A 25,457-nucleotide genomic window follows, 5' to 3' on the forward strand; every position below is an offset into this window, starting at 1 on the left:
CGCGGCGGCAGGTCAGAACACGTCGCCCGGCACCCGCACCGCGCCTTCCATCAGCACCCGCGCCGAGCGCGACATCACCGCCTTGGTGACGGTCCACTGGCCGTCGACCAGAGCCACCGCCGCGCCGACCCGCAGCGTGCCGGAGGGGTGGCCGAAGCGCACCGCATCGCGCTGCCCGCCGCCGGCTGCGAGGTTCACCAGCGTGCCGGGCACGGCCGCGGCGGTGGCGATGGCGACCGAGGCGGTGCCCATCATCGCGTGGTGCAGCTTGCCCATCGACATGGCGCGCACGTTGAGGTCGATGTCGGTGGCATGGATCGTCTTGCCGCTGCTGGAAACGTATTCCTTCGGTGCGGCGACGAAGGCGACCTTGGGCGTGTGCTGGCGCGTGGCCGCCTCTTCCGGCGCCTTGATCAGGCCCATGCGCAGCGCGCCGGCCACGCGGATGGCTTCGAGCCTGGCCAGCGCGGCCTTGTCGTCGTTGATCGCCGGCTGCAGCTCGGTGCCGTCGTAGCCGATGGCGGCGGCATCGACGAACACGGTGGGGATGCCGGCGGTGATCATCGTCGCCCTGAGCGTGCCGACGCCGGGCACCTCCAGATCGTCCACGAGATTGCCGGTGGGGAACATCGAGCCGCCCTCGCCTTCATCATCCGAGGGGTCGATGAACTCCAGCACGATCTCGGCAGCCGGGAAGGTCACCCCGTCCAGTTCGAAATCGCCGGTTTCCTGCACCAGCCCGTCACTGACCGGAACATGCACGACGATGGTCTTGCCGATGTTGGCCTGCCACACCCGCACCGCCACCGTGCCATCGCGCGGGATGCGCGCGGCCGGCACGAAACCGTTGGCGATGGCGAACGGCCCCACCGCGGTGCTGAGGTTGCCGCAGTTGCCCGACCAGTCGACGAAGGCGCTGTCGATGGAGACCTGTCCGTACAGGTAATCGACATCGTGGTCCGGCACCGAGGCCGGGGCGATGATCACGCACTTGCTGGTGCTCGACGTCGCCCCGCCCATGCCGTCGGTGTGCTTGCCGTACGGGTCGGGCGAGCCGATCACGCGCATCAGCAGCGCATCACGCGCCGGACCCGGCACCTGCGCCGCCTCGGGCAGGTCGTCGAGGCGGAAGAACACGCCCTTGCTGGTGCCGCCGCGCATGTAGGTGGCGGGGATGCGTATCTGCGGGGGAAATGCCATGGAATGGTTCCTTGCAATGAAAGACGGCCCGCTGCCGGGCCGTCGGGGGTATCACGCCACCCGGGCGCCTTCCAGGAAATCCTGCGCAAACCGCTGCAGCACGCCGCCGGCCTCGTAGATGGCTACTTCCTCGTCCGAATCCAGGCGGCAGGTCACCGGCACTTCGACGGAGCCACCGTCGCGGCGGTGGATCACCAGGGTCAGGTCGGCGCGTGGGGTGCGCTGCCCGACCACGTCGAAGGTCTCGGTACCGTCGATGCCCAGCGTGTTGCGGTCGATGCCCGGCTTGAACTCCAGCGGCAGCACGCCCATGCCGATCAGGTTGGTACGGTGAATCCGCTCGAAGCCTTCGGCGGCGATGGCTTCCACGCCCGCCAGGCGCACGCCCTTGGCCGCCCAGTCGCGCGAGCTGCCCTGGCCGTAGTCGGCACCGGCGATGATGATCAGCGGCTGCTTGCGCTCCATGTAGGTCTCGATCGCCTCCCACATGCGCATGACCTTGCCTTCCGGTTCCACGCGCGCCAGCGAGCCCTGCTTCACGCTGCCGTCGTCGTTGCGCACCATCTCGTTGAACAGCTTCGGGTTGGCGAAGGTGGCGCGCTGCGCGGTGAGGTGGTCGCCGCGGTGGGTGGCGTAGGAATTGAAGTCCTCTTCCGGCAGGCCCATCTTCGCCAGGTATTCGCCGGCGGCGCTGGAACGCAGGATGGCGTTGGACGGCGACAGGTGGTCGGTGGTGATGTTGTCCGGCAGCACCGCCAGCGGGCGCATGCCGCGCAGCGTGCGCTCGCCGGCCAGCGCGCCCTCCCAGTACGGCGGACGGCGGATATAAGTGCTCTGCGGGCGCCAGTCATACAGCGGACTGACCTTGCCGCCATGTTCGACTCGCACGTTGAACATCGGGTTGTAGACGCTGCGGAACTGCTCCGGCTTGACCGAAGCCTTCACCACCGCGTCGATCTCGGCATCGGACGGCCAGATGTCCTTCAGCCGCACTTCGTTGCCGTCGGCATCGATGCCCAGCACGTCCTTCTCGATGTCGAAGCGCACGGTACCGGCGATGGCATAGGCGATGACCAGCGGCGGCGAGGCCAGGAAGGCCTGCTTGGCGTACGGGTGGATGCGGCCGTCGAAGTTGCGGTTGCCCGACAGCACGGCGGTGGCGTACAGGTCGCGGTCGATGATTTCCTGCTGGATGATCGGGTCCAGCGCGCCGCTCATGCCGTTGCAGGTGGTGCAGGCGAAGGCGACGATGCCGAAGCCCAACTTCTCCAGCTCCGGCAGCAGGCCGGCTTCGTCCAGGTACAGCTGCACCGCCTTGGAACCGGGCGCCAGCGAGGACTTCACCCACGGCTTGCGCACCAGCCCGCGCGCGTTGGCGTTGCGCGCCAGCAGGCCGGCGGCGATCACGTTGCGCGGGTTGGAGGTGTTGGTGCAGCTGGTGATGGCGGCGATGATCACCGCGCCATCGGGCATCAGGCCCTGCGCTTCCTCGCCCTTGCCGCTCTCCAGCTTGGCTTCGTCGGCGATGCCGCGTTCGGCCAGGTCCGACACCGGCAGGCGCCGGTGCGGGTTGCTCGGCCCGGCCATGTTGCGCACCACGCTGGACAGGTCGAACTCCAGCACGCGCTCGTACTGCGCGGTCTGCAATGCGTCGGCCCACAGGCCGGTGGTCCGGGCGTAGTTCTCCACCAGCGCCACCTGGGCTTCCTCGCGACCGGTCAGGCGCAGGTAGTCCAGGGTCTGCTGGTCGATGTAGAACATCGCCGCGGTCGCGCCGTATTCCGGGCACATGTTGGAGATGGTGGCGCGGTCGCCGATGGTCAGCGCGGCGGCGCCTTCGCCGAAGAATTCCAGATACGCGCCGACCACGCGCTCCCTGCGCAGGAATTCGGTCAGGGCCAGCACCACGTCGGTGGCGGTGATGTTGGGCTGCGGCCTGCCGGTGAGCCTGACGCCGACGATGTCCGGCAGGCGCATCCACGACGCGCGGCCGAGCATCACGTTCTCTGCTTCCAGCCCGCCGACGCCGATGGCGATGACGCCCAGCGCATCCACGTGCGGCGTATGCGAGTCGGTGCCGACGCAGGTATCCGGGAAGGCGACGCCGTCCTGCTGGTAGATCACCGGCGACATCTTCTCCAGGTTGATCTGGTGCATGATGCCGTTGCCCGGCGGGATCACGTCCACGTTCTCGAAGGCCAGCTTGGTCCAGTCGATGAAGTGGAAGCGGTCCTCGTTGCGGCGGTCCTCGATGGCGCGGTTCTTGGCGAACGCCTGCGGGTCATAACCGCCGCACTCCACCGCCAGCGAGTGGTCGACGATCAATTGCACCGGCACCACCGGATTGACCTTGGCCGGGTCGCCACCCTTTTCGGCGATGGCGTCGCGCAGGCCGGCCAGGTCGACCAGTGCGGTCTGGCCGAGGATGTCATGGCACACCACGCGCGCCGGGAACCACGGGAAATCGAGGTCGCGCCTGCGCTCGATCAGCTGCCGGAGCGAATCGGTGAGCGTGGCCGGATCGCAGCGGCGCACCAGGTTCTCGGCCAGCACGCGCGAGGTGTACGGCAGGGTGGCGTAGGCGCCGGGCTTGATCGCGTCGACTGCAGCCTGTGCGTCGAAATAGTCCAGCGGGCTGCCGGGAAGATGCTTGCGGTAATCGGTGTTCATGGCTGGCCTGTAAAGATCCTGGCTTGCGGGAAGGACGGTATCGGCACGTCCCTGCTGCGCGGTGACCGCCGGCTTCGCGGCGCGGAGTGGAACTGGCCCACTCCCATTGAAGGCGCCCACTCCCGGCAGGGAGTGGGCGTTGGTACATCAGGCGCGCTTGTCCAGCGGCACGAAGGCCTGGTCTTCCGGGCCGGTGTAGTTGGCGCTCGGGCGGATGATCTTGCCGTCGATGCGCTGCTCGATGATGTGCGCGCTCCAGCCGGCGGTGCGGGCGATCACGAACAGCGGGGTGAACATGGCGGTCGGCACGCCCATCATGTGGTAGCTGACGGCGCTGAACCAGTCCAGGTTCGGGAACATCTTCTTGATGTCCCACATCACCGATTCAAGGCGCTCGGCGATGTCGTACATCTTCATGTTCTGCTGCTCGGCCGACAGCTCGCGCGAGACCTCCTTGATCACCTTGTTGCGCGGATCGGACACGGTATAGACCGGGTGGCCGAAGCCGATGACAACTTCCTTGCGCTCCACGCGCGCCTTGATGTCGGCCTCGGCCTCGTCCGGCGTCTCGTAGCGCTTCTGCACCTCGAAGGCGACTTCGTTGGCGCCGCCATGCTTGGGCCCGCGCAGCGCGCCGATGCCGCCGGTGATGGCGCTGTACATGTCGCTGCCGGTGCCGGCGATGACGCGGCAGGCGAAGGTGGAGGCGTTGAATTCATGCTCGGCGTACAGGATCAGCGAGGTGTGCATCGCCTTGACCCATGATTCGCGCGGCTGCTCGCCGTGCAGCAGGTGCAGGAAGTGGCCGCCGATGGAGTCGTCGTCGGTCTCCACGTCGATGACGCGGCCGTTGTGGCTCCAGTGGTACCAGTACAGCAGCATCGAGCCGAGGCAGGCCATCAGCTTGTCGGCGATGTCGCGCGCGCCCGGGTGGTTGTGGTCGTCCTTCTCCGGCGATACGCAGCCCAGCACCGAGACGCCGGTGCGCATCACGTCCATCGGGTGCGCCGACGGCGGCAGTTCCTCCAGCGCGGCCTTGACCGCGGCCGGGATGCCGCGCAGCGACTTCAGCTTGGCCTTGTAGGCGCGCAGTTCCGCTTTGTTGGGCAGCTTGCCGTGCACCAGCAGGTGCGCGATTTCCTCGAACTCGCTGGTGTTGGCCAGGTCCAGGATGTCATAGCCGCGGTAGTGCAGGTCGTTGCCGCTGCGGCCGACGGTGCACAGCGCGGTGTTGCCGGCGGCGGTGCCGGACAGGGCGACGGACTTCTTGGGCTTGAAGCCGGGCGCGGCGGTGGTCTGTTCTGACATGGTCTTCTGCCTCCGTGGGAAGGATTACGGTTGTTTCTGCGTGCCGTCGCCGGGCGCCGCGGTGGCGCATTCCAGCAGTCGCTGCAGCATTTCTATCTGGCGGTTCTGCTGTTCGACCAGCAGCGCCCATTCGTGGGACCGGAGTACGTCCAGCTTCTCGTGGATCTGCAGCACTTCCAGTTCCGATTTCACGTTGACCTGGTAGTCGTTCTCGGCATGCATGCGGTCCACCGCCGCCTGCCGGTTCTGGCTCATCATGATGATCGGTGCCTGCACCGCGGCCAGGCACGACAGCACCAGGTTGAGCAGGATGTAGGGGTAGGGATCGAACGCTTTGGCCAGCAGGAAACTGTTGGCCACCATCCAGATCACCAGCACCACGCCGAAGCACATGATGAAGGTCCAGCTGCCGCCGACCGCGGCGACGTGGTCGGCGACCCGCTCTCCCAGGGTGCGGGACGCGTGCAGCTCGCGCCGCACGTTGCGCGAGACCCGCCCGCCGGAGATGAAGCGTTCGACCACCACCCGTTCTTCCGGCGTCAGCTGTTCCAGTTCGCGTTGCAGCAGGCGCCGCGCGGTGTCGCGGCGGTCGACACGGGTGCTGTGGGAAGACGTCGTCGCCATGGCGGGTATCAGGTGGCCGCAGGGACGGCCATCATGCGCCCTTCTGCGCGAACACCTTGTCCAGCTGCGCTTCGAAGGCGTGATAGCCGATGCGGTCGTACAGCTCCTCGCGGGTCTGCATGGCGTCCACCACGTTGCGCTGGTGGCCATCGCGGCGGATCGCCTCGTACACGTTCTCGGCGGCCTTGTTGGCGGCGCGGAACGCCGACAACGGGAACAGCTGGATGGCGACACCGGCCGAGGCCAGCTCGTCGCGGCTGAACAGCGGCGTGGCGCCGAACTCGGTGATGTTGGCCAGCACCGGCACCTTCACCGCGTCGGCGAAGCGCCTGTAAGTCGGCAGGTCGTAGGCGGCCTCGGCGAAGATGCCGTCGGCGCCGGCCTCGACGCAGGCGATGGCGCGCTCGATGGCCGCGTCCACGCCTTCCATCTGGATCGCGTCGGTGCGGGCGATCAGGAAGAACTCCGGATCGGTCTTCGCATCGGCGGCGGCCTTCACCCGGTCGACCATTTCGCCCTGCGAGACGATCTCCTTGCCCGGGCGGTGGCCGCAGCGCTTGGCGCCGACCTGGTCCTCGATATGGCAGGCGGCCGCGCCGGCCTTGATCAGCGACTTCACCGTGCGCGCGATGTTGAACGCGCTCGGGCCGAAGCCGGTGTCGATGTCGACCATCAACGGCAGGTCGCACACATCGGTGATGCGGCGCACGTCGATCAGCACGTCTTCCAGGGTGTTGATGCCCAGGTCCGGCAGGCCCAGCGAGCCGGCCGCGACGCCGCCGCCGGACAGGTAGATGGCCTTGTAGCCGGCGCGTTTGGCGAGCAGTGCGTGGTTGGCGTTGATCGCACCGATCACCTGCAGGGGCTTCTCGGCGGCCAGGGCGGCGCGGAAGGCGGCGCCGGCGGAGGAAAGGGACATGGCGGGGCTCCTGGTCTGGCGGCGGCGACAGCGCCGTTCCGCGATGGCGCACAATCTGGCACCATCCGAATCATTGATCAATCTTGATTCAATAAATCAATATATTGAACACCATGGCCGAACCCACCGAACCGGAACTGATCCCCGCCAGCGACGCCTGCGCCCTGCTCGGCATCAGCCCGGCCACGCTCTACGCCTATGTCAGCCGTGGCCAGCTCAGTTCGCGCCCCGGTCCGGACCCGCGCAGCCGTGTCTACCTGCGCGCCGAGGTGGAGCGGCTGGCACAGCGCAAGCGCGCCGGCCGCGGCGCCGAACGCGGCGCGGCGCAGAGCCTGGACCGCGGCCTGCCGGTGCTGGAAACGCGGATCTCGCTGATCCGCCCGGACGCGCCGTACTACCGCGGCCGCTCGGCGGTGGCCGCGGCGCGCAGCGGCGCCACGCTGGAGGACATCGCGCGGCTGCTGTGGGAATGCGAGGAACAGGACCCGTTCGCCGCGGCGCCGCCGCCGGCCTGGCCGGAACGCGTGGCGGCGCTGGCGCTGGACACCACGCTGCCGCCACTGGAACGCACCATGGCCTGCATCCCGCTGCTGGCGCTGGAGCAGCGGCAATCGCTCAACGCCGCCGCGCCGGTGCGGCGCGAAGTGGCAGCGATGCTGCTGCGCCAGAATGCCGCGCTGCTGGTCGGCATCCAGCCCGACGCGCGGCCGGTGCACCGCCTGCTGGCCGATGCCTGGCGACCCGGCGATGCCGGCTTCGCCGAGCTGGTGCGCTCGGCGCTGGTGCTGTGCGCCGACCACGAATTGAACGTGTCCGCGTTCGCCGCGCGCGTGGTCGCCTCCACCGGTGCGCACCTGCACGCCACCGTCAGCGCCGGGCTGGCCGCACTGTCCGGCCCGCGCCATGGCGGCGCCACCGCGCGCGCGCATGCGCTGCTGCTCGATGCCGAGGCCAGCGGCGCGCCGGCCGCCTTCATCGCCGAACGCTGGCGCCGCGGCGACGAGCTTCCCGGCTTCAACCACCTGCTCTACCCCGATGGCGACCCGCGCGGCACCGAAATGCTGCGCCAGCTGCGTGGGCTGTGCGGTAACCAACCGCGCATGCGCCATGTCGAAACAGTGCTGGCCGCCACCGCCGAGCACAGCGGCCAGCATCCGAACATCGACGGCCTGCTTGCGGCGATCTGCTACGTGCACGGTCTGCCGGGGGCACACGCACTGGTGATGTTCGCCGCCGCGCGCCTGACCGGCTGGCTGGCGCACGCGCTGGAACAGCAGGCACTGGGCACGCTGATCCGCCCGCGCGCGCGCTACACGGGGCTGGCGCCGGGACGGTGACGCCAGCGGCGAGGCATGCGTTCGATTCATGCCTGCCGCAGCTTATTCGCGTTGGTTGCCAAGCGCAGGCCTGCCTATGCTGCTGCATCCGTAGCCGACAGGCAGATGACAGCGATGCGCCAACGTTCACTCCCGCCCTGCCGCCTTGCAGCAACCGCCCTCGGCCTCGCGCTGCTCGCTGCCTGCCAATCCGCGCAGCACGGCATGTCCGCGCCAGCGGCCGCCTCCTCGGCAGCGGCCATGCCCGATACGACCGCAGGCCGGGACATCCCCGCCTGCCCTGCCAGCGACAACGCCATGGAAGGCTGGAACGACCGCGCGCCGCCGCGCCGGATCTTCGGCAACACCTGGTACGTGGGCACCTGCGGCCTGACCGCGCTGCTGGTCACCTCCGACGAAGGCCATGTCCTCATCGATGGCGCCACCGCGCCGGCGGGCCCGCTGATCGAGGCCAACATCCGGGCCCTGGGCTTCGACCCCCGCGACGTGAAATACCTTCTCAATTCGCACGAGCACTACGACCACGCAGCGGGCTTGGCTTACCTGCAGGGCGCGACCGGCGCGCCGCTGCTGGCGCGTGCGCCAGCCGTCGACACGCTGCATACCGGCGTCAGCGGCCGCAGTGATCCGCAACAGCTGGAGTTCAAGGAAGGCTTTCCCGCCGTGCCGGTCGTGCAGACCATCGACGATGGCGGCACCGTGCGGGTCGGCACCCTGGCGCTCACCGCACACGCAACGCCCGGCCACACCCCCGGCGGCACCAGCTGGACCTGGCGTTCCTGCGAAGGCACGCGCTGCCTGGACATGGCCTACACCGACAGCGTGAGCGCCCTCTCGGACAGGCAGTACCGCTACAGCGAGCATCCGGCGATGGTGGCCGCCTTCCGCAGCGGCCTGGACACCATCGCCGCCCTGCCCTGCGACATCCACATCACCCCGCACCCGCTGGCCAGCGGCCTGTTCGCGCGCATGCAGGGCACGGACGGCCAATCCCTGGTCGACCCGGCCGCCTGCAGGCGCTATGCGGAAACAGGCCGGGCCAATCTGGAGAAGAGGCTCGGCGCCGAACGCGACGGCTCGAAGCCCTGACAACAGAACACCGACAATGAGGCGCCCCCTGCACGAAAGCAGCGCCGCCTTCATGCTGTCGCTCGCTGGCGCCGCAGCGACGGTCGCCACATGGCAGCCTGCGCCGGGCTACGTACAGGTGTCGATCCGGCCCGGCGCCGTGTCCGACGCGCCTCCCGCACCGGAGCCAGAACAGGTGGAAACCCGGCCCAGGACCATCGGCATCATCGAAGCCAGCCGATGAAACCGGCCTGCCGCGGGTGGTGCGTTACCTGCCCGCCCAGCGCTGGATGATGGCCGCGATCGCCTGCACACCGTCGGTCAGGGCCGCCGGCCCCGGCTGCAGGATCAGCGGCGACTTGATCTCATGCAGTTCGCCGTCGCGCACCGCGCGTATCGCCTCCCAGCCCGGTCGCGCGGCCACGCGCTCGGGGCGGAATTTCTTGCCGCACCACGAGCCGATGATGATGTCAGGGTCGCGCGCGATCACCGGGCCGCCATCGGCGAGGATGCGCGCCTTGGCCAGCGGCTCGCGCGACAGTTCGGGGAACACGTCGATGCCGCCGGCGATCTCCACCAGTTCGGCGCCCCACTGGATGCCGGTGATGATCGGCTCGTCCCACTCCTCCACGTATACGCGCGGCCGTCGCGGCAGGCGCGCCGCCTGCGCGGCGATGGCGTCCAGCCCGCGCTGCAGCTCATCGGCATAGGCGTCGGCGCGTGCGGCCACGCCGACCAGCGCGCCGAGCCGGCGGATGTAGTCGAGGATGCCGGCGACACTGCGGTGGTTGGCGATCCACACCTCCACGCCGCGGCGGATCAGCTCGGCGGCGATGTCGGCCTGGATGTCGGAAAAACCAATCGCCAGGTCGGGCTTGAGCCTGAGGATTTCCTCCACCTTGGCGCTGGTGAAGGCACTGACCTTGGGCTTGTCGCGGCGCGCCTGCGGCGGACGCACGGTGAAACCGCTGATGCCGACGATGCGGTCCTGTTCGCCCAGCGCATACAGGGTCTCGGTCGGCTCCTCGGTGAGGCAGACGATGCGGCGCGGTCCGCTCATGGCGCGGCGAACTCCACCGCATCGACGAACACCGCCGGACTGTTCCACGGGTGATGCGCGGCAATGCCGTCGTCGAGCAGGCGCTGCAGCCGCTCGCGGGCGCCCGGCACCTCGCACGGGATGCAGAACTCCAGCCGCACCGTGGGCTCGCTCACCAGTTCGCCAGCCTCGCCGACGGCGCTGGCGGTGCCGGGCAGCGCGCGGAACTGCTCACGCCCCGGCGCCGACTCCCACATGCCGTGCACGTAGCCACCGGCCGCCAGGTCGTCCACCGCGAGGATGCCGCGCTTGAGCGCCTCCAGCCGCGCCGGCGGCACGAACACGGTGATGCGGTAGACCGGATGCAGGCGCAGCGTGCTCACGGATACAGCAGCCGCTTGCTCCAGGCGCCGGCGGCATCGGCCTCGTAGCACCAGCGTTCGTGCAGACGGAAGGTCGCGCCGTACCAGAACTCGATGCGCTGCGGGACCACGCGGATGCCGCTCCAGCCGTCCGGGCGCGGCACGTCGCGGTCTTCGAAGCGCGTCTCGAAATTACGCAGGCGCTCCTCGAACTCCTCGCGCGAGCCCAGCGTCTGCGACTGCATCGACGCCCACGCGCCGATCTGGCTCATGCGCGGGCGCGAAGCGAAATAGGCGTCGGCCTCGGCTGCGGACACCAGCTGCGCGTCGCCGTCGATCCGCACCTGGATGCCGGCCCCGCGCAGGCTGCGCCACAGCAGCAGCAGCGCCGCCTGGCGGTTGGCGTGCAGTTCGCGGCCCTTGCGGCTGTCCAGGTGCGTGTAGAACACGAAGCCGCGTTCGTCGAAGGCCTTGAGCAGCACGGTGCGCGCCGACGGCCGGCCATCGACATCGGCCGTGGCCACGGTCATCGCGCTGGGCTCGATTTCATTGCTGGCCTTGGCCTCCTCGAACAACTCGGCGAAGGTCGAAAGCGCTTCTGCGTACAGATCGGTCATGGCTCCACTTCGGACAGCACGGGTTTGGGCTATTGTGGCGCCATGTCGTCCGTTCCGCACCGCTTCTCCGCACGCAGCTTCCCGCAGGCGCTCGCCGCGCAGGCACTGGACGAAGCGCTCGCCACCGGCCAGGCCGTGCCGGTACTGGCGATCAGTGGCCTGCAGGGCAGCGGCAAGTCCACCCTCGCCGCGCAGGTGGTGGAACTGGCGCGCACGCGCGGCCTGCGCGCGGCGGCGCTGTCGATCGACGATGTCTACCTGACCCGCGCGCAGCGCCAGCGCCTGGCCGACCGCATCCATCCGCTGCTCGCCACGCGTGGCCCGCCGGGCACGCACGATCTGCCGCTGGCGCTGGCAACGCTGGACGCGGCGCACGCCGGGCAGGCGTTCGCGCTGCCGCGTTTCGACAAACTCGCCGACGAGCGCGTGCCCGAAGCGCAATGGGAACGGATCGACGGCCTCGACCTGCTGGTGTTCGAAGGCTGGTTCCTCAGCACGCCCGCGGAAGAAGAAGACGCACTGCGCGAGCCCCTCAACGCGCTGGAACGCGACGCCGATCCGGAAGGCATCTGGCGGCGCTGGTGCAACCAGGCCCTGGCCGACGACTATCCGGCATTGTGGCGACGCTGCGACCGGCTGTGGTTCCTGCAGCCGCCGGGTTTCTCGGTAGTACCGCACTGGCGCTGGCAGCAGGAACAGGGGCTGCAGTTGGCCGCGCCGGGGCGCACCGGCATGAACCGCGCGCAGGTCGAGCGTTTCGTGCAGTTCTACGAACGGGTCAGCCGGCAGGCGCTGCGCTGCCTGCCGGACATCGCCGACCGCACCATCGCGCTGGACGCGCAGCGCCAGGTACGGTAAATGCCGACCGCCATCGCGGCAGGTGCGGGGCGTGCCCCGCACACGCGATGTACGAAAGCGGGAACCGTGCGGGGCAAGCCCTGCACCTACTCGACCAGGAACGTCACCCGCAGGTTGACCCGCCACTCGGTGATGTTGCCGTCGCCATCGGTGACCACCTTGGTCTCGTTGATCCAGGCGCCCTGGATGCCCTTGACCGTCCCGGCCACCTTCTTCAGCCCGCTGCGCACCGCGTCCTCGACGCTGGCGCTGGACGACGCGCTGACTTCGATGATTTTCGCCACTGCCATGTCCGCCTCCGTTGGTTGCACCACGAACCACTCGTGGCCGGACCGAGCTTGGCTGCTACCGTGTTAACGCACCGACACGAGGTGCTAGCATCGACCCGCAATGAACCCCGCCCCCAACGTCATCCTGGTCGGCCCCATGGGCGCCGGCAAAACCTGCATCGGCCGCCGCCTGGCCGAACGTTTCGGGCTGGAGTTCGTCGATGCCGACCAGGCCATCGTCGAGGACGTGGGCTCGGCCATCCCGACCATCTTCGAGAACGTCGGCGAGTCCGGCTTCCGCGTACACGAGAAGCGCGTGCTGGCCAGGCTGCTGGAACGCGGCGGGCAGCTGGTGTCCACCGGCGGCGGCGCGGTACTGGATGCCGACAACCGCAGCCAGATCCGGCAGCGCGGCTTCGTGGTCTGGCTGCGCGTGGGCGTGCCCGCGCAGCTGCAGCGCCTGCAGCGCGACAAGACCCGGCCGCTGCTGCAGCGCGAGGACCGCGAACAGGTGCTGCACGACATGGCCGCGCTGCGCGACCCGCTGTACCGCGAGGTCGCCGACCTGATCGTCGATACCGATCCCTATTCCCCCGCCGAGGCCACCGCGCAGCTGGTCGTGCGCCTGGCCGCGCAATGGCAGAACCCGGACTTCCCCGCATGAGCACCACACCCCGCACCGTCGCCGTCGGCGGCGGTTCGCCGTACCTGATCCATATCGCCCCTGGCCTGCTAGGCGACGGCGGCCTGCTGGCCGGCGCCATCCGCGGCCGCCACGCGCTGCTGGTCAGCGACGACACGGTGGCGCCGCTGTATCTGGCCGGCGTACGCGCTGCCCTGCTGGTCAAACACCCGGAACTGAAGATCGGCCAGCACGTGATTCCGGCCGGCGAGGCGTCCAAGACCCTGCACCACTTCGGTGGCGTGATCGACGCGCTGGCCGCGCTCGGCGCCACCCGCGACGCCTGCGTGCTTGCGCTCGGCGGCGGCGTGGTCGGCGATCTGGCCGGGTTCGCCGCGGCCTGCTGGATGCGCGGCGTGGACTGTGTGCAGCTGCCCACCACCCTGCTGTCGATGGTGGATTCCTCCGTGGGCGGCAAGACAGCGGTGGACATCGCCCAGGGCAAGAACCTGGTCGGCGCGTTCCATCCGCCGCGCGCGGTGATCGCCGACACCGCCGCGCTGCGCACCCTGCCAGCGCGCGAGCTGCGCGCCGGCCTGGCCGAGGTGATCAAGTACGGCTGCATCCGCGACCCGCTGTTCTTCCAGTGGCTGCAGGCCGAACGCGAGGCGCTGCTGGCCGGCGACGACGCCGCGTTGGCGCAGGCCATCGCCCGCAGCTGCGAGCACAAGGCCGAAATCGTCGCGCGCGACCCGCTGGAAAAGGGCGAACGCGCCCTGCTCAACCTCGGCCACACCTTCGGCCACGCCATCGAGACCGCGCAGGGCTACGGCGCCCCAAACAACGACAACCTCAACCACGGCGAGGCGGTGGCGGTGGGCATGGTGCTGGCGGCACGGCTGTCGGCCGCGCTGGGCATGGCCGATGCCGCCGATACCGATACCCTGCGCGATCTGCTGCGGGCCTATGGCCTGCCGGTGACGATCCCGGCCGGGCTGGACCCCGAAGCCCTGCTCGCGCACATGCGCCTGGACAAGAAGAACATCGCCGGCCGCCTGCGCCTGGTGCTGTGGCGCGGCATCGGCAAGGCCGAAGTGGTGCCGGACGTGGACGAATCGGCGGTGCTGGCAGTGCTGCGCGGCAAGGACTGAACGGGCCGCATGAAACTCCCGATCCGCACCACCCTCATCATTAACGGCAATGAATGGGATTTCGGCCGCCGCATCATGGATGCGGCATTGATCGACGGCGTGGTGGTGGTGACCCTGATGCCGCAGAGCGGCCTGCCCACGATCATCGCCCACGATCTTGAGCGGGGCGTGCTGTGGCGGGACATCGACCTGCCGCACTTCCCCGGCCAGGACGGCCCGTCGCTGACCGGCTATTCGATCGCCCTGGAAAAGCCGCTGTCGTTCTACATCGACGCCGGCTACCTGCTCGAAGTGGACCTGCGCAGCGGGCAGCTGCTGGACACCCGCTTCGTCAAATAGGGAGGGGGACACGCCATCGCTGCGCGCTGGCGCCCCACGGTCTGCGCCGCAGACTGCGGACCCCGTCTTCCGCTTGCCATACCCGCGCCTTGAATCGCCGCTCGCGGCTCGCCCTTCGGGCTGGCTTCGCCGTTCGTGCTTGGCGCAGTGGCGCGCCCCTGAGTCAAGGCGCTTTTCTCCAGACGCTATCCGGCAGGAGCGCACTGTCAGTGCGCTCCTGCCGGAATACCGCCCAGCGGCTACAATCGCCGCCATGCGCGTCTACCTGCAGCAGCCGCCCAGCGGCAACGAATCCCCCCGCTATGTACAGCTTTCCCTGTTGCCGGACCTGCTCGGCGGCTGGGAGCTGCTGCGCGAGACCGGCCAGACCGGCGGGCGCGCGCAGCTGCGCCGCGAGCTGTACCTGCAGCAGGACGAAGCCCGCCACGCCTTCGAGAAGGCGCGCGATGCGCAGATCAAGCGCGGTTTCCAGGTCGTCTTCGCCAGCGGCGAGCCGCACCCCTGACCGGCCCCGGCGCCTTGCGCGCCGCCCCGGCCCAACGGCCACGTTCCAAGGAGTTTCCCGTGACCAGCCCCCTCCGCAACGATCGCTTTCTGCGCGCCCTGCGCCGCGAGCCGGTGGACTGCACACCCGTCTGGCTGATGCGCCAGGCCGGCCGCTACCTGCCGGAGTACCGCGCCACCCGCGCCCGCGCCGGCAGCTTCCTGGGCATGGCCAAGCACCCGGAGGTCGCCTGCGAGGTGACGCTGCAGCCGCTGGAACGCTTCGACCTGGACGCGGCCATCCTGTTCTCCGACATCCTCACCGTGCCCGACGCGATGGGCCTGGGCCTGTACTTCGCCGATGGCGAAGGCCCGAAGTTCCACCATCCGGTGCGCGATGCGGCGGCCATCGCCCGGCTGGCGGTGCCGGACATGGAGACCGAACTGGGCTACGTGATGGACGCGGTGCGGCTGATCCGCCGCGAACTGGACGGCAAGGTGCCGCTGATCGGCTTCTCCGGCAGCCCGTGGACGCTGGCCTGCTACATGGTCGAAGGCGGCGGCAGCAAGGATTACGCGCGCATCAAGGCGATGGCGCTGAACGAACCCAGGGCCCTGCACCAGCTGCTGACGGTGGTAACCGATGCGGTCGTCGCCTACCTGGCGGCGCAGCGCGCGGCCGGTGCGCAGGCGCTGCAGGTGTTCGACACCTGGGGCGGCGTGCTGTCGCCGGCGATGTACCGCGAGTTCTCGCTGCCCTATCTGGCACGCATCGCACGCGAACTGGAACGCGGGCAAGGCGCGCAGCGCACGCCGCTGATCCTGTTCGGCAAGGGCACTGGCCAGTACGTGGCCGAGCTGGCCGCCACCGGCGCCGAAGGCGTGGGCGTGGACTGGACCATCTCGCTGGAGGACGCCGCGCGCGCGACCGCCGGCAAGGTGGCGCTGCAGGGCAACCTCGACCCGACCACGCTGTACGGGTCGCCCGAGGCCATCGCCCGCGAGGCCGGCAAGGTGCTGGACAGCTACGCGGCCGGCAATGGCGGCTCGCGCGAGGGCCACGTGTTCAACCTCGGCCATGGCATGTCGCCGGACATGAACCCCGAGCACGTGGCCGTGCTGGTGGACGCCGTACACCGCCTCAGCCGCCGCTGAGCGCGCGCGGATTCCCGGATGAACTGCGACGCCCCCGCGCATCTGCGCCGGGGCGTGCGCAGCGCCTGCACGCGCGACCGCGGACAATGGCGCCCCCACCCGGTCACGAGCGCGCCTGATGCCCACGCCCCCTTCCAGCCCCCTGCCCGCCGGCGATCCGCACCGGCCGCTGCTGTGGCTGGTGTCGCTGGCGATCTTCATGCAGATGCTGGACTCGACCATCGTCAACACCGCATTGCCGGCGATGGCGCGCAGCCTGGGCGAGAGCCCGCTGCAGATGCAGTCGGTGGTGTTCAGCTATGCGCTGGCGGTAGCCAGCTTCATTCCGGCCTCGGGCTGGATCGCCGACCGCTTCGGCACCCGCCGCACTTTCCTGGCCGCGATCGTGCTGTTCACCCTCGGCTCGCTGGCCTGCGCACTGTCGCCCTCCCTGCACTGGCTGGTGGCCGCACGCGTGCTGCAGGGCGTCGGCGGGGCGATGCTGCTGCCGGTGGGACGGCTGGCGGTGATGCGCTCGGTTCCGCGCGAGCAGTTCCTGTCGGCGATGAGCTTCATCGCGATCCCGGCGCTGGTCGGCCCGCTGCTCGGCCCGACGCTCGGCGGCTGGCTGGTGCAGGCCGCGTCCTGGCACTGGATCTTCCTGATCAACCTGCCGATCGGGCTGATCGGGCTGTGCGCCGCGCTGCGCATCATGCCCGACCACTACGGCCAGGAACGGCATCACTTCGACCTGGCCGGCTACCTGATGCTGGCCTTCGGCATGGTCGCGCTGTCGCTGGCGCTGGACGGCGCCTCCGGCTTCGGTTCGGCACATGCGCTGGTGCTGCTGCTGGCGGTGATCGGCATCGCCGCGCTGGCCGGTTACTGGCTGCACGCGGCCGGGCGCCGCGATGCGCTGTTCCCGCTCACGCTGTTCCAGATCGCCAGCTTCCGCATCGGCATCCTCGGCAACCTGTTCTCGCGCATCGGCAGCGGCGCCATGCCGCTGCTGATCCCGTTGCTGCTGCAGGTGGGCATGGGCATGAGCCCGATGGCGGCGGGCATGATGATGATCCCGGTGGCGCTGGCCGGCATGGCCGCCAAGCGCGCGGCGGTGACCCTGGTGGAACGCTTCGGCTACCGCCGCATCCTCATGATCAATACCGTCTGCGTCGGCCTGGCGATGGCCAGCTTCATGTTCGTCACCGCGCAGCAGCCGCTGTGGGTGCGGCTGCTGCAGCTGGCGCTGTTCGGCGCGTTCAACTCGATGCAGTTCACGGTGATGAACACCGTGACCCTGCGCGACCTGGATGTCGGCCAGGCCAGCAGCGGCAACAGCCTGCTGTCGATGGTGATGATGCTGGCCACCGGCTTCGGCGCGGCCACCGCCGGCAGCCTGCTTTCCGCGTTCGGCACCCATCTCACCGGCCATGGCGCCAGTGCGGCCCTGCACGCCACCTTCGTCTGCGTCGGCGCGATCACGCTCAGCTCGACCCTGGTGTTCTGGCAGTTGCCGGAAAACCGCCCGCATCCGCGCGCGGTCGAGGAAGTGGTCGAGTAGTCAGCGCGGATGCTGCTCCCGCGGTGCGCCATCGGCCGCCGCGGCGGGACGCCACGCCGCGGCGATGGCCGCCACCAGCATCTCGCCGGTCACCGGCTTGCGCAGGAAACCGTCGAACCCGGCCGCACGCGCCTGCTGCTCGGCGGCGCCATCGGATCGCGCGGTCACCGCCACCAACGGGAAACGATGGCCCTGCCCGCGCAGTTGGGTGGCCAGCGCCAGTCCGTCGAGCGCTGGCAGGTCCAGGTCGAGCAGGCCGATGTCGAAAGACCGCGCCGCCACTTCGCCGAGCGCGGCCAGGCCGTGCAGCGCGTGCACGACCTGGTGGCCGCGCGCGCGCAGCAGGCCGGCGATGACGTCGGCCACGGTGGGATCGTCCTCGACCAGCAGGATGCACAGGCTGCCCTCCGGACCTTCGCCCGGCGGTCGCGCCGTCGCCTCGCGGCCGTCTTCCAGCGGCGTCCACGGCAGCGGCAGTTCGACGATGAAGCGCGCGCCTGCGCCCAGCCGGCTGTCGATGCGGATGCGTCCGCCCATGGCCGCGGCGAGTTCCTGGCAGATCGCCAGCCCCAGCCCACTGCCACCGTAGCGCGAGGCGGTCTGCGGCCCCTCGGCCTGTTCGAAGCGGCGGAACAGCCGCGCCTGCTGCTCGGCGGTGATGCCCGGGCCGGTATCGCTGACCTCCAGGCGGATGCCCGCGCCCCCGGGCAGCAGTTCCACGCCCAACCCGACCTGTCCATGTCCAGTGAACTTGGCGGCATTGCCGAGCAGGTTCATCAGGATCTGGCGCAGGCGCATCGCGTCCCCGGTCACGCGGACCGGCATCGGCGGGCGCCGCTCGTGCACGAACAGCAGACCGCGCTTGCGCACCGCCGGCGCGATCAGCGAAGCGACCTCGTCCAGCAGTGGCGCCAGCTCGAACGGCTGGCTGTCCAGCTCCAGGCGGCCAGCCTCGATGCGCGCCAGGTCGAGGGAATCGTTCACCAGTTGCAGCAGGTGAGTGCCCGCCTGCTGGATCGAACCGGCATAGCGGCGCTGGGTGGCATCCAGCTGCGTGTCCAGCAGCAGTTCGGTCATGCCGAGCACGCCGGTCATCGGTGTGCGCACTTCGTGCCCGAGCGTGGCCAGGAAGCGGGTCTTGGCCGAGGACGCCTGCTCGGCCAGTTCGCGCCGCTGCTCGGCCAACCGCCATTCGCTGCGCCGTTGCAGGCGCGCACGGTAGGCCAGCACCGCGATGCCCAGCGCCAGCGCCGCCGCCAGTGCATAGCCGACCAGCGCCCAGGCGCTGCGCCACCATGGCGGCGCGACCTCGATCCGCAGGTCGGGCGCGCCGATCCAGCCGCCACCGGGCACCGCGCCCTGGATCTGCAGGGTGTAGCTGCCCGGGGCCAGGCGTGGGAACACGCGTTCGCCGCTCGCGCCGGCGTTCACCCAGTCCGGGTCGTAGCCGGTCAAGCGGAAGCGGTACAGGTTGTTGGTGGAATCGGCGAAAGCCAGCAGGCGCGCGACCACGTGCAGGTCGCGGTCGCCGTCCTTGATGCGCAGGGACGGCTGCGTCGAAAGATCGTATTCCTGGTCGCCGCGGTGCACGCTGATCCGCTCGATCACCAGCGGCGGCCGCCGCGCCGGCGGCCCGACCTGGGCCGGATCGAACAGCACCACGCCTTCCGGCGTGCCGCCGGCGATCTGGCCGCTGCGCGCCTGGACCAGGCCGCGGCGCCGGAACTCCTGGCCCGGCAGACCGTCGTGCACGCCATACAGGCGCACCGAACGCCGCTCGGGATCGACCCGGATCAGGCCGCGCGCACTGCTGGCCCAGGCGACGCCGTGGCTGTCGATGACCAGTCCACCGGCGGCCAGCATGGGAAATCCCTGGTCCACGCCGATGCCGTCCTCCCACAGCAGTTGCCCGCCTTCCCAGCGGTAACGCTCCAGACGCCCGAGCAGAGCGACCCATACCCTGCCGCCGGCGCCGACATCGAAGGCGTAGGCCGGCGCCTGCGGACCGCCCTGCACCGGCGCGAAAGCGCCGGCCTGCGGCTGCCAGGCGGACAGGCCGGCGGCGCCGGACAGCCACAACCGGTTCCCGGGGCCGCATTGCATGTCCTGCAGCGCACTCTCCGGCAGGCCGCGCTGGCCCGGCGCCAGCTGCAGGGTGACACGCCCCTCCATATCGCGCTGCTGGATGCCGCCGTCTTCGGAGTAGATCCATATGCGGTCATTGCAGATGCGCACGATGTCGCCGTCGCCGACCATCGCCGCATCCGCCGCATCCGCCGCATCGTCATGGCGCCAGTGGCGCACCGCGCCGTCGCGCGGGTCGTAGCGCACCAGCGTGTCCAGGCTGCCGATCCAGACCCGCCCCAGCGCATCCTCGGCCACCGACTGGGGCCAGTTGATGCCGTCGATGGGCTGCAGGTGCTGCTCCACCGCACCGCTGGCCGGGTCGAACCGGTCGAGCGCGCCGCGGGTACCGACCACCCATATACCGCCGGAGGCGGACGCCGCCATCGCCAGCGCGTAGGGATTGCGCAGCGAGGCCGGATCGTCCAGGTGCCGCGCCAGCACCGAGAACTGCCGCCAGTTCGGCGACAGGTGCCACAGGCCGGCATTGGTGCTGGCGAACCACAGGCCACCGTCGCGGTCCTCGTAGGCGGTGCTCCAGTTCGGCTTGACCAGCCCGCGCTCCTGCGCGCTGTACAGCGGCACGTTGCTCACCGCGGCGCCGTCGCGGCTGCGCCCCAGGCCCTGCAGCGTGTCCAGCCAGTAATTGCCGTCGGCCGCGTACTGCAGCACGTTGAGCACGTCGCCGGGCGCGGAACCGGGCCACTCCATCCGCTCGAAACGGCCGTCGCGGTGGCGCACCACCACCCCGCCGTTGGTCGCGATCCACAGCCGCTGGCCGCCATCGACCTTCAGGCCGTTGATGCGCGGCGACGGCAGTATCGCCTCGCCCTCGCGCTCGAAGCCGCTACCGGTCCAGCGCGCCAGCCCGCCCTTGCTGCCCACCCACAGCACGCCGTCCGGCGTGACCGCCAGGTAGGCGATCGAGGCCGACGGCAGGCTGTCGCGCTGGCCGGCGACCGGCATGAAACGCTGGATCGTGCCGTCCACGGCCAGGCGGTACAGACCGGCGGTCGGCGTGCCGAACCAGACGCTGCCATCGGGCGTGGAGGCGATGCTCCACACGGTATTGCTGGCGATCTGCGGATACGTATCGCGGTCGAAGAAGCGGAAGCTGCGGCGATCGGCCGACAACATGCCCAGGCCTGCGTTCTGCGTGCCGAACCACAGCCGGTTGGCCGCGTCCACGTGCAGGCTCCAGATCAGGTTGTCGCGCAGCCCGTCCTCGGCCCGCCAGATGCGGAAATTGCGCCCGTCGAAACGCGCCAGCCCGTCGTGGCTGGCCAGCCACAGATAGCCGAGCCGGTCCTCGGCGAATGCGTTGATGTTGGCTGACGGCAGACCATCGGCCACGCCCAGGCGGCGCGGTTGCGGCGTGATCGGCACCTCGGCCATGGCCTGCGCCGCCACGCCGCACAGCAACAGGCACAGCAACCACCGCTGCCAACCACTCATGGCGTGCCCCACAGCCGCAGGACTGCGTTGGCGGACAGGAGGAAAACACGGCCCAGGGCCGGTCGACGCCCGCCAGCCGATGTCCGTCCGCCCGTTTCGCAGTTGCCCCTGTTTTGCATCCGTCGCCCGTCGCTGTCCCTGTCCGCTGCGGAAAATACCATCCGCACCGGGATTCGGCCGACCTGTGCGGCAGCGCCGCAATCGCTCCATCGCCGGCGCGGAAGGCGGCGGTGCGCTCCACGGAACGGCCATCGCACCTGAAAGGCTACGGGAACAGCATCCGGCATCGCTCGTCGACGGCCCGAAGGGTTCCCGCCGGGGATGGCGGGAACAAAAAACCGCGGGGAGCGGTTTTTGACATCGCTCGTCGATGGCCCGAAGGGGTCCCGCCAGGGATGGCGGGAACAATCCATTGCACGACATGGCAACAATCCCTGCCGGGCATATGCCTAGAATCCCCCAACCTTTCCGGAGCCGGACCTTGCCACGTTCCCTCGCCATGCTGCTTGCCTGCCTGCTGCTGCCGCTGTCGGCGTCCGCCGCCGACCGCTACCGGCTGGACCCGGTGCATACGCGGGTGCTGTTCGCGGTGGAGCACGCCGGCTTCTCGCAGGCGCTGGGCACGGTGTCCGGCAACGAAGGCGTGCTGGAGTTCGATCCCGACGACTGGCGTAGCGCCCGTCTGGACGTGGTCATCCCCATCGCCCGGCTCGACCTGGGCGACGACAAGTGGAACCAGGCCACGCTGGCGCGCAACCTGCTCGACGGCCAGCGCCACCCGCAGGCGCGTTTCGTCTCCACCCGCATCGAGCCGGTGGATGCGCACAACGCGCGCGTGCATGGCCTGCTGACCCTGCGCGGCGTCACCCGCGAGGTCGTGCTCGACGTCCGCCTCAATGCGCTCAAGCGGCATCCGCTGCCGCCATTCCGCCGCACCGCCGGCTTCTCCGCCACCGCGACGCTGCAGCGCTCGGACTTCGGCATCGATGCATGGCAATCGGTGATCGGCGACCGCGTGGAGCTGCGCATCGAGGCCGAGGCGGTACGCGACGACAACGCCAGGGCGCCCGATGCGACCGGCCAGGCGCCTGCCGAAGACGACGACGCGCAGGCCGCGGCCGATGCCGCAACCCGACTTTCCCCGCAACAGGAATCCCATCCATGAGCCTGAAGAACACCCCTGACCGCTGGGGCAGCGTCAGCAAGAGCCTGCACTGGCTCATCGCCCTGCTGATCCTCGCCCTGGGCATCGTCGGCCTGCTCATGGGCGAACTGCCCAAGACACCGAAGTACTTCTGGGTCTACACCGCGCACAAATCGATCGGCATCACCGTGCTGGCGCTGGTGGCGGCGCGGCTGGCGTGGCGGCTGTATGCCGGCGCGCCCAGGCCGGTACCGGGCACGCCGACCTGGCAGGAACGCATCGCCGAGGCCACGCACTGGCTGCTGTACGTGCTGATGTTCGCCATCCCGCTGTCGGGCTGGCTGTACGACTCGGCCAGCGGCCTGCGCCCGTTCAAGCTGTTCGGACTGTTCGAGATGCCCAAGCTCGTCGCTCCGGACGAATCGTCCGCGCAGTTCTCCCATGCCCTCCACGAATGGGGCTTCTGGCTGCTGATCCTGGTGGTGCTGGCGCATGCCGGCGCCGCCCTCTACCACCATCTCCACCAGCGCGACGCCACCCTCGCCCGCATGCTGCCGCAAGGCTGGCTGGGCGCTCCCCAGAAGGAATCCGCATGAACATCAAGCTCACCACCCCGACTGCCGTGGCCGCTGCCCTGGCCGGCATGCTGGCGACGGCTCCGGCCATGGCCGCGGACTACGAGCAGGCCCCCGGTTCGATCCTGGTCTTCGCCACCAAGTACGACGGCGAGATCTTCACCGGCACCTTCCCCGGCTTCCAGACGCAGCTGAGCTTCGACCCGGCCAATCCGGCCACCGGCAAGCTCGACGTCACCATCCCGCTGGCCGGCGCCAGGAGCGGCAACAGCGACCGCGATTCCACCCTGCAGGGCAAGGATTTCTTCAACGTCGCCCAGTTCGCGCAGGCGCGCTACACCGCCAGCGGCTTCCGCGCCGTGGGCACGAACCAGTTCGCCGCCGACGGCACGCTGGAACTGCGCGGCATCAGCAAACCAGTCACCTTCACCTTCACCTGGACGCCCGGCGCGCAGCCGGTGCTGACCGGCAAGGCCACGGTGAAGCGCCTGGACTTCGGCGTCGGCGGCGGCGACTGGGCCGACACCAAGACCATTCCCGACGACACCGCGATCAGCACCAAGGTCGTGCTGCGCGCAAAGTAAGGCCGCCGCCCCCGGCGCGACGATCAACCGGGGGCGATGGCCGGGATGTCGAAACAGCCGCGCAGGCCGCTGGCATCGGTCAGGCAACCGCGGTGCCGCGGGTCCTGCGTCCCGCCGGGACGCACAGCCAGGCCGAACACGCCGCCATCGCGCATCAGCAGCACGGCCTCCCACACCGTGTCCGGGCCGCCAGCCTGCAAGGGCTGGCGCTCTCCGTCCACCGGCGCCTGCAAAGGCATGCCCGCCGCGTCGCGCAGCATGCGCCGCAGGTTGCGCATATCCAGCGCGGCCGGGGCGCTGGTGACCGCCTTCAGCAGCACCAGGCGCTCGATGCCCTCCACCGGCACCACCTGCGCCACCGTCCGCCCCTGCCACGCGAAGTCCGGCGAACGCGCCGGCAGCGCCTTGGCCAGGTCCACGTCCGCCGCGCCGGCGTTGGCCGCCGCCATACCCAGTGCGGCGAGCAGCGGCGGCCAGGTGCGGAAACTCATCGCAGCCACCGCCGCAGGCCGTCCGCATCGAAGGGCCAATCCAGTTCGGCGCCGTCCACGCTGTCGCGCAGCACCGGCACGCGCGTGCCGTAACGTGCTTCCAGCGTGTCGTCCCCGTCGATGAACACGCTGTCGAACTCGGGCGCGCGCGCCTGCGCGAGCACCGCCAGCGCCTGGTCGCACAGATGGCAATCGTCGCGCTGGTACAGAATCAAGCCCATTCCCTACATCCCATGCCGGTCCGATGCTGCGCTGCGGGCAGGGCCGGCAGCGGCGAACCCGTAGAATAACGGTCCTCTCCAAGCAGTACGCACAACGCAATGTCCGTCAGCACGTTCGACCTGTTCAAGATCGGCATCGGCCCGAGTTCCTCGCACACCGTCGGCCCGATGCGCGCGGCCGAGCGCTTCGTCCACCGCTGGCTGCTCGATCCGGGCAGGCTCCAGGACGTGGTGCGCATCCGTGCCGAGAAGCGCGACCTGGCCCTGAACAAGCGCCAGAAACTGCCCTACCACACCAATGGCATGCGCTTCACCGCCTTCGACGCCAGCGACGAGGTCATCGCCACCCGCGATTACTACTCCATCGGCGGCGGCTTCGTGGTCAATGCCGACGATGCCGCCGACGACCGCATCGTGCCCGACCAGACCCCGCTGCCGTATCCGTTCAAAAGCGGCGACGAGCTGCTGGCCCAGGCCGCGCGCAGCGGCCTGAGCATCGCCGCGCTGATGTTCGAGAACGAGAAGTGCTGGCGCAGCGAGGACGAGATCAAGGACGGCCTGCGCGAGATCTGGGACGCCATGCAGGCCTGCGTGGCACGCGGCATCCGCTCCGAGGGCACCCTGCCCGGCGGCCTGCACGTGGGCCGCCGCGCCCCGGCGCTGTACCGGGAACTGTCCGCGCGCCCGGAAGCGGCCATGCGCGACCCGCTGACCACGCTGGACTGGGTCAACCTGTACGCGCTGGCGGTCAATGAGGAAAACGCCGCCGGCGGCCGCGTGGTCACCGCGCCTACCAACGGCGCGGCCGGCATCATCCCGGCGGTGCTGCATTACTACGACCGTTTCTGCCCGGGCAGCAACGAGCAGGGCGTGTTCGACTTCCTGCTTACCGCCGCGGCCATCGGCATCCTCTACAAGGAGAACGCTTCCATCTCCGGCGCCGAGGTCGGCTGCCAGGGCGAGGTCGGCGTGGCCTGCTCGATGGCCGCCGGCGGCCTGATGGCCGCGCTGGGCGGCAAGCCCGGGCAGATCGAGAACGCCGCCGAGATCGGCATGGAGCACAACCTGGGCCTGACCTGCGACCCGATCGGCGGGCTGGTGCAGATCCCCTGCATCGAGCGCAACGCCATGGGCGCGGTCAAGGCCATCAACGCCGCGCGCATGGCCATGCGCGGCGACGGCAAGCACAAGGTCAGCCTGGACAAGGTCATCAAGACCATGCGCGACACCGGCCGCGACATGCAGGACAAGTACAAGGAAACCAGCCGCGGTGGGCTGGCCGTCAATGTCATCGAATGCTGA

26 protein-coding genes are annotated in these 25,457 nt (G+C 69.8%); 14 read left to right on the forward strand and 12 right to left on the reverse strand.

What is annotated here, in order from left to right:
• Nucleotides 1-12: 12 nt before the first annotated feature.
• From prpF to prpB, 5 genes are all read right to left on the reverse strand, one after another.
• Nucleotides 13-1,200, reverse strand: coding sequence for a 2-methylaconitate cis-trans isomerase PrpF (gene prpF, locus AC1DGW_RS14900; protein ID WP_478024446.1), 1,188 nt, complete (start codon nt 1,198-1,200; stop codon nt 13-15).
• Between the two features lie 51 nt (nt 1,201-1,251).
• Nucleotides 1,252-3,870 carry a Fe/S-dependent 2-methylisocitrate dehydratase AcnD gene (gene acnD / locus AC1DGW_RS14905; protein ID WP_478024448.1) on the reverse strand — a complete coding sequence of 873 codons (2,619 nt, stop codon included), beginning with the start codon at nt 3,868-3,870 and terminating at the stop codon, nt 1,252-1,254.
• A 147-nt stretch (nt 3,871-4,017) separates the two neighbouring features.
• Nucleotides 4,018-5,178: a bifunctional 2-methylcitrate synthase/citrate synthase gene (prpC, locus tag AC1DGW_RS14910; RefSeq protein WP_478024450.1), complete on the reverse strand. Its 1,161-nt coding sequence runs from the start codon at nt 5,176-5,178 to the stop codon at nt 4,018-4,020.
• 24 nt (nt 5,179-5,202) lie between these two features.
• Entirely contained in the window at nt 5,203-5,802 is a 600-nt protein-coding gene (locus AC1DGW_RS14915) for a DUF1003 domain-containing protein (RefSeq protein ID WP_478024452.1), read from the reverse strand.
• 31 nt (nt 5,803-5,833) lie between these two features.
• Nucleotides 5,834-6,721: a methylisocitrate lyase gene (prpB, locus tag AC1DGW_RS14920; RefSeq protein ID WP_478024454.1), complete on the reverse strand. Its 888-nt coding sequence runs from the start codon at nt 6,719-6,721 to the stop codon at nt 5,834-5,836.
• Between the two features lie 113 nt (nt 6,722-6,834).
• Between prpB and AC1DGW_RS14925 the strand changes: the two genes are divergently transcribed.
• The 3 genes from AC1DGW_RS14925 to AC1DGW_RS14935 all read left to right on the forward strand — a co-directional run bounded on the left by AC1DGW_RS14925 (nt 6,835) and on the right by AC1DGW_RS14935 (nt 9,370).
• The gene (locus tag AC1DGW_RS14925) at nt 6,835-8,058 is read left to right on the forward strand and encodes a citrate/2-methylcitrate synthase (protein ID WP_478024456.1); all 1,224 of its coding nucleotides are present in this window, start codon (nt 6,835-6,837) and stop codon (nt 8,056-8,058) included.
• Nucleotides 8,059-8,298: 240 nt separating this feature from the next.
• Nucleotides 8,299-9,147, forward strand: coding sequence for a subclass B3 metallo-beta-lactamase (gene bla, locus AC1DGW_RS14930; protein WP_478024458.1), 849 nt, complete (start codon nt 8,299-8,301; stop codon nt 9,145-9,147).
• A gap of 16 nt (nt 9,148-9,163) precedes the next feature.
• Nucleotides 9,164-9,370 (forward strand): hypothetical protein, encoded by a 207-nt coding sequence (locus tag AC1DGW_RS14935; RefSeq protein ID WP_478024461.1) that lies wholly within the window; start codon nt 9,164-9,166, stop codon nt 9,368-9,370.
• A gap of 24 nt (nt 9,371-9,394) precedes the next feature.
• Here AC1DGW_RS14935 and AC1DGW_RS14940 read toward each other — a convergent pair whose 3' ends face one another.
• Genes AC1DGW_RS14940 through pdxH form a run of 3 tightly spaced genes read right to left on the reverse strand, consistent with a single transcriptional unit; the run spans nt 9,395 to nt 11,144 of the window.
• Nucleotides 9,395-10,186: a cobalamin-binding protein gene (locus AC1DGW_RS14940; protein ID WP_478024463.1), complete on the reverse strand. Its 792-nt coding sequence runs from the start codon at nt 10,184-10,186 to the stop codon at nt 9,395-9,397.
• Entirely contained in the window at nt 10,183-10,548 is a 366-nt protein-coding gene (locus AC1DGW_RS14945; protein ID WP_478024466.1) for a YqfO family protein, read from the reverse strand. The genes AC1DGW_RS14940 and AC1DGW_RS14945 overlap by 4 nt, the downstream gene beginning before the upstream one ends.
• Nucleotides 10,545-11,144: a pyridoxamine 5'-phosphate oxidase gene (pdxH, locus tag AC1DGW_RS14950; RefSeq protein WP_478024468.1), complete on the reverse strand. Its 600-nt coding sequence runs from the start codon at nt 11,142-11,144 to the stop codon at nt 10,545-10,547. The genes AC1DGW_RS14945 and pdxH overlap by 4 nt, the downstream gene beginning before the upstream one ends.
• Before the next feature lie 42 nt (nt 11,145-11,186).
• Between pdxH and AC1DGW_RS14955 the strand changes: the two genes are divergently transcribed.
• Nucleotides 11,187-12,002 (forward strand): kinase, encoded by an 816-nt coding sequence (locus tag AC1DGW_RS14955; RefSeq protein WP_478024471.1) that lies wholly within the window; start codon nt 11,187-11,189, stop codon nt 12,000-12,002.
• Nucleotides 12,003-12,088: 86 nt separating this feature from the next.
• Here AC1DGW_RS14955 and AC1DGW_RS14960 read toward each other — a convergent pair whose 3' ends face one another.
• A complete protein-coding gene (locus AC1DGW_RS14960; RefSeq protein WP_478024472.1) occupies nt 12,089-12,292 on the reverse strand; it encodes a dodecin family protein in 204 nt (67 codons plus the stop codon).
• Nucleotides 12,293-12,392: 100 nt separating this feature from the next.
• On the opposite strand from AC1DGW_RS14960, the gene AC1DGW_RS14965 reads away from it, so the two are divergent.
• From AC1DGW_RS14965 to mdtD, 6 genes are all read left to right on the forward strand, one after another.
• On the forward strand, nt 12,393-12,935 hold the full coding sequence (locus AC1DGW_RS14965; RefSeq protein WP_478024473.1) for a shikimate kinase: 543 nt from the start codon (nt 12,393-12,395) through the stop codon (nt 12,933-12,935).
• A complete protein-coding gene (gene aroB / locus AC1DGW_RS14970) occupies nt 12,908-14,044 on the forward strand; it encodes a 3-dehydroquinate synthase (protein ID WP_478024474.1) in 1,137 nt (378 codons plus the stop codon). The genes AC1DGW_RS14965 and aroB overlap by 28 nt, the downstream gene beginning before the upstream one ends.
• Nucleotides 14,045-14,053: 9 nt before the next feature.
• Nucleotides 14,054-14,383 (forward strand): hypothetical protein, encoded by a 330-nt coding sequence (locus AC1DGW_RS14975; protein WP_478024476.1) that lies wholly within the window; start codon nt 14,054-14,056, stop codon nt 14,381-14,383.
• A gap of 253 nt (nt 14,384-14,636) precedes the next feature.
• Nucleotides 14,637-14,888 (forward strand): WGR domain-containing protein, encoded by a 252-nt coding sequence (locus tag AC1DGW_RS14980; protein ID WP_433852128.1) that lies wholly within the window; start codon nt 14,637-14,639, stop codon nt 14,886-14,888.
• Nucleotides 14,889-14,947: 59 nt separating this feature from the next.
• Nucleotides 14,948-16,021 carry a uroporphyrinogen decarboxylase gene (gene hemE / locus AC1DGW_RS14985; RefSeq protein ID WP_478024478.1) on the forward strand — a complete coding sequence of 358 codons (1,074 nt, stop codon included), beginning with the start codon at nt 14,948-14,950 and terminating at the stop codon, nt 16,019-16,021.
• Between the two features lie 118 nt (nt 16,022-16,139).
• Entirely contained in the window at nt 16,140-17,561 is a 1,422-nt protein-coding gene (mdtD, locus tag AC1DGW_RS14990) for a multidrug transporter subunit MdtD (RefSeq protein ID WP_478024480.1), read from the forward strand.
• Here mdtD and AC1DGW_RS14995 read toward each other — a convergent pair whose 3' ends face one another.
• Nucleotides 17,562-21,140 (reverse strand): hybrid sensor histidine kinase/response regulator, encoded by a 3,579-nt coding sequence (locus AC1DGW_RS14995; protein ID WP_478024483.1) that lies wholly within the window; start codon nt 21,138-21,140, stop codon nt 17,562-17,564.
• 445 nt (nt 21,141-21,585) lie between these two features.
• Between AC1DGW_RS14995 and AC1DGW_RS15000 the strand changes: the two genes are divergently transcribed.
• The 3 genes from AC1DGW_RS15000 to AC1DGW_RS15010 are packed head-to-tail and all read left to right on the forward strand — an operon-like array spanning nt 21,586 to nt 23,443.
• Nucleotides 21,586-22,305, forward strand: a complete 720-nt coding sequence (locus AC1DGW_RS15000) for a YceI family protein (protein WP_478024485.1) — start codon at nt 21,586-21,588, stop codon at nt 22,303-22,305.
• On the forward strand, nt 22,302-22,880 hold the full coding sequence (locus AC1DGW_RS15005; protein ID WP_478024487.1) for a cytochrome b: 579 nt from the start codon (nt 22,302-22,304) through the stop codon (nt 22,878-22,880). The genes AC1DGW_RS15000 and AC1DGW_RS15005 overlap by 4 nt, the downstream gene beginning before the upstream one ends.
• Nucleotides 22,877-23,443 (forward strand): YceI family protein, encoded by a 567-nt coding sequence (locus tag AC1DGW_RS15010; RefSeq protein ID WP_478024489.1) that lies wholly within the window; start codon nt 22,877-22,879, stop codon nt 23,441-23,443. Before AC1DGW_RS15005 ends, AC1DGW_RS15010 begins: the two co-directional genes overlap by 4 nt.
• A 23-nt stretch (nt 23,444-23,466) precedes the next feature.
• Here AC1DGW_RS15010 and AC1DGW_RS15015 read toward each other — a convergent pair whose 3' ends face one another.
• Together AC1DGW_RS15015 and AC1DGW_RS15020 are read right to left on the reverse strand one after the other, a co-directional pair.
• Nucleotides 23,467-23,934, reverse strand: coding sequence for a hypothetical protein (locus tag AC1DGW_RS15015; RefSeq protein WP_478024491.1), 468 nt, complete (start codon nt 23,932-23,934; stop codon nt 23,467-23,469).
• Nucleotides 23,931-24,155 (reverse strand): glutaredoxin family protein, encoded by a 225-nt coding sequence (locus AC1DGW_RS15020; protein WP_478024494.1) that lies wholly within the window; start codon nt 24,153-24,155, stop codon nt 23,931-23,933. The genes AC1DGW_RS15015 and AC1DGW_RS15020 overlap by 4 nt, the downstream gene beginning before the upstream one ends.
• Nucleotides 24,156-24,254: 99 nt before the next feature.
• On the opposite strand from AC1DGW_RS15020, the gene AC1DGW_RS15025 reads away from it, so the two are divergent.
• Nucleotides 24,255-25,457: an L-serine ammonia-lyase gene (locus tag AC1DGW_RS15025; RefSeq protein ID WP_478024497.1), complete on the forward strand. Its 1,203-nt coding sequence runs from the start codon at nt 24,255-24,257 to the stop codon at nt 25,455-25,457.

The organism is Stenotrophomonas sp. 05N423 (genome assembly GCF_056397145.1).